Raw genomic sequence first — 12,466 nt, forward strand, 5'->3', positions numbered from 1 at the left:
ATTTTAGAGAAGCCATACAAGAGCTCCAACAAAATTGAGAAAACCAATAAAAACCTCAGCAGTTTTATCAAATCTGGAAAAAATGCGCCTAAAATTTTTAATTTTACCAAAAAAACACTCAATCAAATGACGTTCTTTGTAGATATGCTCATCGTAATACCTTTGCACTTTTCGATTCCGTTTTGGCGGAATAACTACTGTACATCCCTTGTCTTCAAGACTTGTAACAAAGGCATTGCTATCATAGCCCTTGTCAGCTACTACAGTAGAGTTATAGATACTTTCGGTCAACACTTGTGCCTGCGTAATTTCATTTCTTTGACCAGGAGTCAGAGTAAATTTAAGTGGATTTCCAAGTGCATCGACAAGCGCATGTATTTTAGTTGTAAAGCCACCTTTGCTCCTCCCTAAAGCTTCTTGATCCTTGGAGTTTTTTGTATATCCAGATGAACATGGATGGGCTCGGATGATCGTACCGTCGATTATAGCAACTTCTAAATCAGGCTCTTGTTTAGTATATTCAAGCAATTTTTTCCAGACATCTCTTTCACACCATCTTTTAAATCGCTTATGTATACTCCTGTAATTACCATAAGTTTTTGGTAAAAGTCTCCATTGGCAACCACTTCGCACTATGTACCACACTGCCTCTATGAATATTCTTAAACGTTTTTCATCTTTGCTGTGCATTCCTTTTACGCTTTTTATGAACTCTAAAATTTGTTTCCAATTTTCCTCTTTGATGTAATATTGCATATGGTAGTTTCTCCATTTTTTACCTATTAGGCTAAACTACCATCTTTTTCTCTCTTTTCATATTTTTTGTCCACAGAGCCTAAGATTCAATTTTTTTAATTAAGTCAAACGTTGTATATAGCTAACAAAGACCGCTTCTGTCATCCTATGGCTTGACCATAGGATCCAGTCTAAAAAATCTGGATTCCAGCGTCACGCGCTGGAATGACAACTCAAGATATCGCCTATAATTAACCATAAACATATTTCGGTAAACCTAAGTTACTTTTAGCTATATGTAGTTGAAATACAGATAGAAAGGCAGGTAAGAAGGCAGAAAATTAATTTCTGTAAGAAAGTTTGCCGTCATAGTTAAACCTCACTTGAACAGTTGTCTACTATTTTAACCATTTAATCTTAAAAAATAATAAATATAGCTAAAGTGTGAAACGTGCTACTGGCTAAAATAGGATAAGAAACTATAGCTGCAAATTAATGTGTATCTGTTCAGATGCATGGCTAATGTACAAATACTGAAATAAAAATTCCAGTGCTCCCTTTCTTGTCATCCCAGTGCTTGACACTGGGATCCAGATTGGGCACTAAGTTGGTAAACACGAAAGCGGTTAATCCTTTACAACGTTTTTGATGGAACTGTGCAAAAGGACTGGATGCCAGTGTCACGCACTGGCATGACACCCATTTGTTCCTATAGTTGTCTTTTCTCGTCTACCTTATTTTGCCACTCTGCTGAACAGATACATTAATGTTTTTATCAGTCTTCCAGACTTGGTTTTTCTTTTAGTTTTTTAAGTCTTTCTTTATTTAGTATGGAGCTTATCTCTTCTACACTTTTGTCAATATCATCATTGATTATTACATAATCATATTTATCACGTTTGCTTATCTCTTTTTGAGCTTCGGCTAATCTGCGCTCTATTTCGCTTGCATCATCACTATTACGCTTTTGCAAACGCAACCTAAGCTCTTCCATTGAAGGGGGAAGTATAAAAACACTCACAACTTTTTTTCTCATGAGCTTGAATAAGTGAAATGCTCCTTGCCAGTCTATGCTTAGTAAAACGCTTATTCCACTGCTCAGGTTTTGCTCTATAAAATCTCTTGGTATACCATAAAAATTCTCAAAAACTTTGGCGTATTCAAGCATCTGACCAGCTTCGCATAACTCGTGAAATTTTTCTTCGGTAACGAAAAAATAGTCTTTTCCATTTATTTCGCCGGGGCGAGGCTTGCGTGTAGTCATAGAAACAGACCTAACTAAATTAGTTGATTGCTCAAGTAATTTTGCTGATATAGTAGTTTTTCCAGCTCCAGAAGGGGAGGATAGAACCAATAATACGCCCTCACTTTTTACGGTCATTTTTCTTTGCATTTTTTAACATGGCGCTTTTTGGATCAGAGTTTAAAAAGCTAGAACCTTCTAAATTAGAATTTGATAAGTTGGTGCCAATAAGAGAAGAGTTATCAAAGACAGTATAGCGCAAATCGGTTTTTTCAAAATTTGCCTTATTCAAATTAACGTTTACAAACTTTGCTCTACTCAATGTTGAATTAGAAAAATCGGCATTTTCTAAATTCATATTCTTAAATTCAAAGTAAGAATAATTTACATTAAATTTTTCACCCTGTGATATTTTCTCTTGCAAATCTTTAATCGAAGTTATAGCATTTTCTGAACCTGCAAGTTTTTTCTGTCCTTTATTGTCAATCAAAATTGAATTATCAAATTTGCAACCTGTTAAGTGAGCATCAACAACTGAACTTTTATATATGCTTGAAGAGAGAAAAGACATATCACTAATTGTTGAATTGCTCAAATTGCTAAGAAAAAAGCTAGTTTTCCTAAAGGCATTAGCGTGAAGCAAAGAAGATCTGAAATCGCTTTCAATAAAATTTGAATTAGTTACTTTTAAATTAGACCAGCTTGAATTATCAGCTAATAAATTAAAGAATGTTGAATTTTCTATTTCACTGGAATCAATATTATGGCGAGAAAGTGTACTGTTATAAACTTGAGAGTCTTGGATTTTTATCTTATACATTGAAGTTGTAGAAAGGTCTGAATCTTCTATCTTCGCAGAGGTGAATAGTGAATGGTCAAAAAATGAGCCATTCATGTTAGAATTCGCAACTTTAGTATTATGAAACTTTCCGTGACGAATGTCAGCATTAGAGACATTAACTTGATGCAGTTCACTAAAACTAAAATCAATATTGGATAAATCAGCATCCTGAAGATTTGCTTCAGAAACATATGTATGCTTTATCTTGGAACCATTTAGTATAGATTGAACAAAACTTGAATTATCGTCATTCACATAGGAAATTTGTGTGTTGCTTAAATTAGTTTCGTCGAAGTTACTGTTAATTATGATAGAAGAATTAAGGTAGGCAGCGGAAAGATTGCTACCTGTAAAGTCTGATTCTTTTAACTCTGCACCATATATGTTAGCATTTTTTAATGAAGAAAATTGTATCTTTAATTTATATGCATCCACTCCAAAGAAACTTGCATTATCAAGGTTGTTTTTCTGCATAACGGTATCGTTTATTTCACTATCACTAAAATTTACGTGGCCAACATTCGAGTTTGATAAGTTGGAGAAATTCATTTTCACATTCGAGAAATTAGTATGCAAACCAATTACGTTGTGCATACTTACTTTTTTGAGATCGGAACTGATAAAATCAGCATAACTAACATTAGACTGATCAAATACGATATCTGTTAAGTTTGCAGAAACAAATTTTGTAAAACTCAAATTTGTACCTTTTATTTTAATGCCATGTAAATTAGCATTGGAGAAATTAGCACCACGTAAATCAACATCAATGAAAGACACGTCGGATAAATCGGTGTTAGAAAAATCAGCACCAATCAGACTTACTCCATTAAAAACAGATTTACTTAGGTACAGTTGGTTAAAATTAGCTCCATTTAAGTTAGAACCAAAACCTTTCTTAAAATCTTCTGGCACGCCCTCTTTGTGGCACTGCACCAAAAATTCAGCAAAGTCTTTTTTACTGTAAGATACGTATTTTGCATCACGCAAAGCGTTTAAAAAATCACTAATCTGATTTTTTTCATCATTTGTTTCGTTTCCATAACATAAATGACCAACTAAAATTAATATCAAAAATCTAATCATCTTGCTTATCGCACTGTATTTCTTTCGTTTTCACAGCCCAATCGTACATTGCTGAGCTTTCTTTATTGTCTATTTTTCTATCCTCCAAAAGGTGTGGCATCATTTCGGCAATCGCATTTATTATATTGATCTGCTTTTTTTCGATTGCTATATCAATTGGGGATTGAAAATTATTATTAACTACTCTAAGATCAGCACCTTGTAATAAGAGAAAGCGCACTATGTCTACCTCACCTTGTTTAACTGAATAAATGAGAGGAGTATCACCCAATTTATTTCTAAACCTTAGTATCTCTTGAGTTGTTAATCCAATTTTTTCTAGCTTACTTATTATTCCTCTTAAGCAAGGTAAGTTATTTTTCTTAATACAGTAAAAAAATTGCTTACTGTAATCATCAATAAATACAGTTGTAGGAAGATGCTCATTAAGGCTATCATATTGTCGTTTATATATTGACTTGCTTTGTATATCTTTATGACCCCATTCTTTTATTGGTTCTCTGTTTAGCTTTGTCCATTTTTGTAAATTTTTCTTTTCACTTTCATCTTTTTTAGTTATAGGTTTTACTCTATTGCGGTCCTTGGAATTACTGTTTGTTTCTTTCACTTTTTTTTCTTCAAACTGACTCTCTACTTTTTCTTTTTTTTCCTCTAATAATTGACTCGCATCACTTTTTGAAAGTTCATTATCTTTTATATCAATCTTCTGATCAGCTTGTAGATTTTTTTGCGGGTTAGCTGTATTCTCATTTAAATCAGCACTTAAAGGCAAAGGCTCTGGTTTCAAATCTTTATTCACTTCTTTATTGGCCACATTTGGTAAATTTTGAGCAAATTTATCTGTGCTTCCTTCTAGCTGGTCATTTGGCAAATCTTTATCAATCCTTTCACCTTCACTTATAGTTTTTTCAACCACGGAAGCTTTGTCCTCGTTGTGTTGCAGTTTCTCTTTATCGGTAGTGCCGTCTAATCTTTTGCTCTCAGCCTCTTGTGTTTGTTTAGCATCGACGTTGCTTTTTAACTCATCTTTTTGATTTGTGCTATCTTGCTTCCTTACACCTACATTTTCGTTTTTATGAACTGATTCAATTTTCTTTTCTTCAAATTGCTCTACAGCAAATAGGCTCAGTGATCCGAATACAACAGCTAATAATATAAAATATAAAATATTTTTCATAAATATCCCAAGCATAAGCTTAATTAAAATGATACTATAATCAAATGATTAATCTACAGTAAAAAATGCCTTAGGATTTAATTTATAAAAAAACAATAGATTTTTTGTATCTGTTCAGGGGCATCGCAAATATTGAAGCAAAGTGGTCAGTGCTTACTATACGAACATTGTGATTTGAGAGCAATCTCCGCTAGGGAGGATGTCATCCCAGTGCTCCTTTCTTGTCATCCCAGTGCCCTGACTACTTGGATCCAGAAAAAAGAATGGTGTCATGCAAGTAGCCTCCTTCTCCTGTCATCCCAGTGCCCAGACTACTTGGATCCAGAAAAGTTTGCTTGCTTACAAGCAAACTAGCATAGAAAGTGGTTACAACATTTTCGATGAGATTATATGGAAAACTGGATCCCAGTGTCTGGGCACTGGGATGACAAAGGAGGACGTTATTCCAGTGCCAAGCACTGACCATTTGCTGTGCAATTTACCTTCAAAAATGAATGTTCGTACAGCTATGGAATGAATCGCGGTATGACGTAGGCTCTGTGGACAAAAAATATGAAAAGAGAGAAAAAGATGGTAGTTTAGCCTAATAGGTAAAAAATGGAGAAACTACCATATGCAATATTACATCAAAGAGGAAAATTGGAAACAAATTTTAGAGTTCATAAAAAGCGTAAAAGGAATGCACAGCAAAGATGAAAAACGTTTAAGAATATTCATAGAGGCAGTGTGGTACATAGTGCGAAGTGGTTGCCAATGGAGACTTTTATCAAAAACTTATGGTAATTACAGGAGTATACATAAGCGATTTAAAAGATGGTGTGAAAGAGATGTCTGGAAAAAATTGCTTGAATATACTAAACAAGAGCCTGATTTAGAAGTTGCTATAATCGACGGTACGATCATCCGAGCCCATCCATGTTCATCTGGATATACAAAAAACTCCAAGGATCAAGAAGCTTTAGGGAGGAGCAAAGGTGGCTTTACAACTAAAATACATGCGCTTGTCGATGCACTTGGAAATCCACTTAAATTTACTCTGACTCCTGGTCAAAGAAATGAAATTACGCAGGCACAAGTGTTGACCGAAAGTATCTATAACTCTACTGTAGTAGCTGACAAGGGCTACGATAGCAATGCCTTTGTTACAAGTCTTGAAGACAAGGGATGTACAGTAGTTATTCCGCCAAAACGGAATCGAAAAGTGCAAAGGTATTACGATGAGCATATCTACAAAGAACGTCATTTGATTGAGTGTTTTTTTGGTAAAATTAAAAATTTTAGTCGCATTTTTTCCAGATTTGATAAAACTGCTGAGGTTTTTATTGGTTTTCTCAATTTTGTTGGAGCTCTTGTATGGCTTCTCTAAAATTTTGTCCACAGAGCCTAGGCTCTGTGGACAAAAAATATGAAAAGAGAGAAAAAGATGGTAGTTTAGCCTAATAGGTAAAAAATGGAGAAACTACCATATGCAATATTACATCAAAGAGGAAAATTGGAAACAAATTTTAGAGTTCATAAAAAGCGTAAAAGGAATGCACAGCAAAGATGAAAAACGTTTAAGAATATTCATAGAGGCAGTGTGGTACATAGTGCGAAGTGGTTGCCAATGGAGACTTTTACCAAAAACTTATGGTAATTACAGGAGTATACATAAGCGATTTAAAAGATGGTGTGAAAGAGATGTCTGGAAAAAATTGCTTGAATATACTAAACAAGAGCCTGATTTAGAAGTTGCTATAATCGACGGTACGATCATCCGAGCCCATCCATGTTCATCTGGATATACAAAAAACTCCAAGGATCAAGAAGCTTTAGGGAGGAGCAAAGGTGGCTTTACAACTAAAATACATGCGCTTGTCGATGCACTTGGAAATCCACTTAAATTTACTCTGACTCCTGGTCAAAGAAATGAAATTACGCAGGCACAAGTGTTGACCGAAAGTATCTATAACTCTACTGTAGTAGCTGACAAGGGCTATGATAGCAATGCCTTTGTTACAAGTCTTGAAGACAAGGGATGTACAGTAGTTATTCCGCCAAAACGGAATCGAAAAGTGCAAAGGTATTACGATGAGCATATCTACAAAGAACGTCATTTGATTGAGTGTTTTTTTGGTAAAATTAAAAATTTTAGGCGCATTTTTTCCAGATTTGATAAAATTGCTGAGGTTTTTATTGGTTTTCTCAATTTTGTTGGAGCTCTTGTATGGCTTCTCTAAAATTTTGTCCACAGAGCCTAGGACTGCTGTCATTCCAGTCTGGAATCTAGTCTTTACTGGGGAGAAGAAACTCTCCTTCTACAGTGTATCCGTTTAGGGGAGGTATCTGTTCAGATGCATGGCTAATGTACAAATATTGAAACAAAAATTCCAGTGCTCCCTTTCTTGTCATCCCAGTGCCCAGACACTGGGATCCAGAAAACTTAACTTTAAATAAGTGGCTGCATAATAAACTACACATTAAACCTAAAGTGCATTATATCACCATCTTGCACGATGTAATCTCTGCCTTCAAAGCGAATTTTTCCTGCGTCTTTACAAGCCGGTTCACTTCCATACTTTATGTAGTCTGCAAAGCTTATTGTCTCTGCTTTTATAAAGCCTTTCTCAAAATCAGTGTGGATTACACCTGCAGCTTTGTCAGCTGTTGACCCTATTTTTACTGGCCATGCCCGTGCTTCTTTGGGGCCCACAGTAAAGAAAGTTATCATACTCAGCACTTCATACATAATACGCGCTACTCCATCAAGGCCTGATTCTTGTAAGCCAAATTCTGATAAAAAACTCTGTTTTTCCTCTTCAGTATCAAGATTTGCAATATCTGCTTCGAGTTTTGCTGAAATGCAATAAAATTTGCTTTTATTTTCCTCCGCCATTCTCTCTACCTTTTTAGATAATTCATTGCCAGTTATAACATTTGTATCTTCAACATTGCAAACGTACATAACGGGCTTTGTTGTCAGCAATTGAAGCGACTTCATCTCATCTCCATCGATATTCTCCAAACTTCTTGCAGGTTTACCTGATTTTAAAGTAGCCAGTACCTCTTGCATTAATTCAAGTTGTCTCTTTAGCTCTTTATCACCTTGCTTTGCTTTCTTTTCCAATTGAGGAAGCCTTTTTTCTATGCTATCAATATCAGCTAGGATTAATTCCATTTCTACCACTTCAACATCTGATATTGGATCTATTTTACTGTGTACGTGGCTAATATCGTCATCCGTAAAGCACCTGAGCAGATGAACGATGGCATCAACTTCTCTGATATGGCTTAAAAATTTATTGCCGAGCCCTTCACCTTTGCTCGCACCCTTTACCAGACCTGCAATATCTACAACTTCTAATTGATTATAAATTATCTTCTCTGAGCCTGCAATTGCTGCGATTTGTTTCAAACGCTGATCTTTTATCGAAATCTTGCCTATATTTGGCTCAATTGTGCAGAAAGGATAATTTGCAGCTTCGGCTGTACTTGACTCTGTAAGTGCATTAAATAAGGTTGATTTTCCTATGTTTGGTAACCCAACTATGCCACAGTTAAAACTCATGTTTATTAAATAAAGCTAAAATATATATATAAATATTGCATAATTTAAAGATTTTTGCTATACTTAATTAGTTGCTTATTAATAATTTTGTTGGTATAGTAACATATATTAAATTGAGGTAAAACCATGACTACAGCTCAGAAGCAGAAGCTACTAAGTGATTTTCATGATGTTGAGAGTGAAGTAACTTCTTTAAATAGTAATTCTTACCCTGACAATTTTTATGTAGGGCAAGCAATTGGTAATGGAAGCTGCTTTTTTGACTCGTTCAGACAAAGTCTAGAACAACAGACAGGAGAGCAAGTTACTGTCGAAAAATTAAGAAATGATTGTAGGGAATTTGCGCAAAAGAATCCGCCAGAATGGTTTATAGATGCAATTGCCAATAGTTATGATAACAATGGCCAGCGCCGTAATGAGACTGTAAGTGATTATACAGCAAATATCATGAACAACAGTAGATGGGGTGATTCTGACATTGAAGGCAGAATACTTTGTGAAAAGTATGGTGTGAAATTGCATGTTGTAGAGAGTAACCCATTGCGTGCTATTGACATCCAACAAGATCGGTTTTTGCATCAATTAATAGACAATTCAGGTTCAAAAAATGCAGGTGAATACAATAAAGTTGATTATGATGATAGTAGTATTGTGCATGTAATAAACAAAGGCGGATTGCATTTCGAACCATTGCTTGATAGAAATAAAAGTTTAGCAAAACAATTACAAGAGGAAGCTAAACTTAAACAAGAGCAAGAGCAAGAAGATTTCCTATTAGCAAAAGAACTTCAGCTAGACGAGATCTTGGAATATTGTAACCTTTCAAAGGATATCTCTGAGAGAGCAGAGGTTGAGAAGAGATTTGATGAGTTATTGGCAAAAAATGCTGATGGAAAAATTATGGATGTTGCAAAGCAGTGCGCTCATGATATAACGCAGCGCATAGAGCACTCTGAAAAGCAAAACCCTTCAAGCTCACCAAGATGTAGTATGGAGGAATCAAGAACAGAAAAAACATTTCATCAACAACAAATATCACAATTGGAAGTGTAAAATAAATCTTCATAGCCCTGTATATTTTTATATAGGGCTTTTGCAAGCATTTCATATAATATGAACTTGCAGTACGTACTAACCTAAATGCAAGTTGACCATGAGACTAGTTTAATCATCGATGCCATAGAGAAATTTGGTGGTGAGGCTAGGCTTGTCGGCGGGTGTGTGAGAGACTCAATTTTGCAGCGTGATGTCCACGACATCGATTTAGCTACTAATTTGCTTCCCAATCAAACGATTAAAGCGCTAAAACTCTGTAATATAAAAACTATTCCAACTGGCTTAAAACATGGGACTATAACTGCAGTTCTAAATCAAAGATCTTTTGAGATCACAACACTAAGGCATGATGTGAAATGTGATGGCAGGCATGCAAAAGTAGAATTTACCAATAATTGGCAAGCGGATGCTTCAAGGCGTGACTTTACATTTAACGCTCTATACGCAGATAAGCATGGCCATATATATGATTACTTTGGTGGTATAGAGGACTTAAAAGCGCGAAGGTTAAACTTTATAGGCAACGCTGAAGATAGAATTAAAGAAGACTATCTACGTATTTTAAGAGCATTTCGTTTTCATGCAAAAATATGTGTCGGAGATTTGAGTGATGAAATACTAAACGTATGCAAAAAGCATTCGCATATGATCCAAAACCTCTCTGGAGAGAGAATAAGAGATGAAATACTTAAATTGCTGGAGTGCAATGATCCTTTTCCAACACTTAAGAGCATGCAAGAATCTGATGTGTTACAAAAAATTATCCCAAAAGAAGTAAAATGCGAAATTCTGTCTTCGTCACCTCTTTTTGGCACTGGTGCACTAGTAAAATTAGCGTTACTTCTTAGGACTACTAAAAAAAATGACAGGCTAAGTCTTGGAGAATATGTAAGCAAATTTTTACGTCTTTCGAACAAGCAAAAGAAAAAGCTGCTATTTTTACTATCCAACGATATCAAAACAGAACTCTCAGAAAAAGAGCAAAAAAAATACATATCTTTATTTGGTAGAGAATTATATTGTGATTTAGTAAAAATTTGTGGCGTTGAGTCTGGAGAAAATGTTGATAAATACATTTCATTTGCTAATACATTCAATATTCCAAAATTTCCTTTATCTGGCGATGATTTAATAAGTATAGGTCACCAGCCAGGAAAAAGTTTAGGTAAAAACTTAGAGTTGCTCAGGCAACATTGGGAAGACAGCTCCTACACTTTAACAAAAGAGGAGCTGGTGCTTTATGCTAAGAGCCTACTTTAACTATTTTCTGGCGGTTTGATGGATATATGCTTGCAGTATTAGTGTGACTCATCGAGGAACTAGGTGTGCTTGCCTTGTTAGCACTAAGTTGATATGTATTTCTTTCCCCAAGGACGCGACTACACATTTTCTGGTTTGGAGATAAAAATTTATCTCTTATACTTGATGCTAGGCTCTGTGGACAAAAAATATGAAAAGAGAGAAAAAGATGGTAGTTTAGCCTAATAGGTAAAAAATGGAGAAACTACCATATGCAATATTACATCAAAGAGGAAAATTGGAAACAAATTTTAGAGTTCATAAAAAGCGTAAAAGGAATGCACAGCAAAGATGAAAAACGTTTAAGAATATTCATAGAGGCAGTGTGGTACATAGTGCGAAGTGGTTGCCAATGGAGACTTTTATCAAAAACTTATGGTAATTACAGGAGTATACATAAGCGATTTAAAAGATGGTGTGAAAGAGATGTCTGGAAAAAATTGCTTGAATATACTAAACAAGAGCCTGATTTAGAAGTTGCTATAATCGACGGTACGATCATCCGAGCCCATCCATGTTCATCTGGATATACAAAAAACTCCAAGGATCAAGAAGCTTTAGGGAGGAGCAAAGGTGGCTTTACAACTAAAATACATGCGCTTGTCGATGCACTTGGAAATCCACTTAAATTTACTCTGACTCCTGGTCAAAGAAATGAAATTACGCAGGCACAAGTGTTGACCGAAAGTATCTATAACTCTACTGTAGTAGCTGACAAGGGCTACGATAGCAATGCCTTTGTTACAAGTCTTGAAGACAAGGGATGTACAGTAGTTATTCCGCCAAAACGGAATCGAAAAGTGCAAAGGTATTACGATGAGCATATCTACAAAGAACGTCATTTGATTGAGTGTTTTTTTGGTAAAATTAAAAATTTTAGGCGCATTTTTTCCAGATTTGATAAAACTGCTGAGGTTTTTATTGGTTTTCTCAATTTTGTTGGAGCTCTTGTATGGCTTCTCTAAAATTTTGTCCACAGAGCCTAGCACAACTTAAAACCCAGAATTAAATTGGTTATATTAAGCCTTACCTTTTACAGACAAGCACACCACAATAAACCTTACTTTAGTATGAAATTGCTTGCGTAAGATTTTGGCAGCCTCTTAACATTTTTTGGCATTTCAATTATGTATTTAACATTGCGTTTTTTTGCGTAGAATACTGCTTTTTCAAGAGAATCAAACTTTAATACAATCTGTTTTTTTGGATCTTTTGAGCCAACCCACCCCATTAAAGGTTCAATGTAGTAAGAGCCAGATTCAATTTTCAGGTGCCAGAAATTTGTATTACCTAAACCAGATTGTGTTGCAGTTCTTGTTGGTCTATAAATCCTAAAAACTACTTTATCGTCAATGCCCATAGTTCTTGTTAAATAAGCTTAAATATGTATCTAAATAAATCCTTTCACAAACAATTAGTATGAAAGAATGAAGTTTGAAATAAATATTTTTATGTTATATTATTATTAAATTATATTAAAAG

11 protein-coding genes are annotated in these 12,466 nt (G+C 35.0%); 5 read left to right on the forward strand and 6 right to left on the reverse strand.

Translation table 11 applies throughout. The features are described 5' to 3' along the window. Positions 1 to 3 precede the first annotated feature (3 nt). From OPR60_RS00755 to OPR60_RS00770, 4 genes are all read right to left on the reverse strand, one after another. Entirely contained in the window at positions 4 to 756 is a 753-nt protein-coding gene (locus OPR60_RS00755; protein ID WP_265039632.1) for an IS5 family transposase, read from the reverse strand. Between the two features lie 754 nt (positions 757 to 1,510). After that, a complete protein-coding gene (gmk, locus tag OPR60_RS00760) occupies positions 1,511 to 2,116 on the reverse strand; it encodes a guanylate kinase (protein ID WP_065095341.1) in 606 nt (201 codons plus the stop codon). Then, positions 2,100 to 3,905 (reverse strand): pentapeptide repeat-containing protein, encoded by a 1,806-nt coding sequence (locus OPR60_RS00765; protein ID WP_065094598.1) that lies wholly within the window; start codon positions 3,903 to 3,905, stop codon positions 2,100 to 2,102. The genes gmk and OPR60_RS00765 overlap by 17 nt, the downstream gene beginning before the upstream one ends. Next, complete coding sequence (locus tag OPR60_RS00770; protein ID WP_265039685.1) at positions 3,898 to 5,082, reverse strand: ankyrin repeat domain-containing protein; 1,185 nt, start codon at positions 5,080 to 5,082, stop codon at positions 3,898 to 3,900. The genes OPR60_RS00765 and OPR60_RS00770 overlap by 8 nt, the downstream gene beginning before the upstream one ends. A gap of 613 nt (positions 5,083 to 5,695) precedes the next feature. Between OPR60_RS00770 and OPR60_RS00775 the strand changes: the two genes are divergently transcribed. Together OPR60_RS00775 and OPR60_RS00780 are read left to right on the forward strand one after the other, a co-directional pair. Next, positions 5,696 to 6,448, forward strand: a complete 753-nt coding sequence (locus tag OPR60_RS00775; RefSeq protein WP_265039686.1) for an IS5 family transposase — start codon at positions 5,696 to 5,698, stop codon at positions 6,446 to 6,448. A 100-nt stretch (positions 6,449 to 6,548) separates the two neighbouring features. Continuing rightward, positions 6,549 to 7,301 (forward strand): IS5 family transposase, encoded by a 753-nt coding sequence (locus OPR60_RS00780; protein WP_265039687.1) that lies wholly within the window; start codon positions 6,549 to 6,551, stop codon positions 7,299 to 7,301. A gap of 233 nt (positions 7,302 to 7,534) precedes the next feature. Here OPR60_RS00780 and ychF read toward each other — a convergent pair whose 3' ends face one another. Beyond that, positions 7,535 to 8,629, reverse strand: a complete 1,095-nt coding sequence (gene ychF, locus OPR60_RS00790; protein ID WP_265039688.1) for a redox-regulated ATPase YchF — start codon at positions 8,627 to 8,629, stop codon at positions 7,535 to 7,537. Between the two features lie 126 nt (positions 8,630 to 8,755). Between ychF and OPR60_RS00795 the strand changes: the two genes are divergently transcribed. The 3 genes from OPR60_RS00795 to OPR60_RS00805 all read left to right on the forward strand — a co-directional run bounded on the left by OPR60_RS00795 (position 8,756) and on the right by OPR60_RS00805 (position 11,949). Then, positions 8,756 to 9,682: an OTU domain-containing protein gene (locus OPR60_RS00795; protein ID WP_265039690.1), complete on the forward strand. Its 927-nt coding sequence runs from the start codon at positions 8,756 to 8,758 to the stop codon at positions 9,680 to 9,682. 87 nt (positions 9,683 to 9,769) lie between these two features. Further along, a complete protein-coding gene (locus OPR60_RS00800; RefSeq protein WP_265039691.1) occupies positions 9,770 to 10,945 on the forward strand; it encodes a CCA tRNA nucleotidyltransferase in 1,176 nt (391 codons plus the stop codon). Between the two features lie 251 nt (positions 10,946 to 11,196). After that, positions 11,197 to 11,949: an IS5 family transposase gene (locus tag OPR60_RS00805; RefSeq protein WP_265039650.1), complete on the forward strand. Its 753-nt coding sequence runs from the start codon at positions 11,197 to 11,199 to the stop codon at positions 11,947 to 11,949. A 95-nt stretch (positions 11,950 to 12,044) separates the two neighbouring features. Here OPR60_RS00805 and OPR60_RS00810 read toward each other — a convergent pair whose 3' ends face one another. Then, positions 12,045 to 12,344, reverse strand: a complete 300-nt coding sequence (locus OPR60_RS00810) for an NADH dehydrogenase ubiquinone Fe-S protein 4 (protein ID WP_065094969.1) — start codon at positions 12,342 to 12,344, stop codon at positions 12,045 to 12,047. Positions 12,345 to 12,466: the final 122 nt, after the last annotated feature.

This window comes from Wolbachia endosymbiont (group A) of Trypoxylon clavicerum, assembly GCF_947251665.1.
Taxonomy (GTDB): Bacteria; Pseudomonadota; Alphaproteobacteria; order Rickettsiales; family Anaplasmataceae; genus Wolbachia; species Wolbachia pipientis.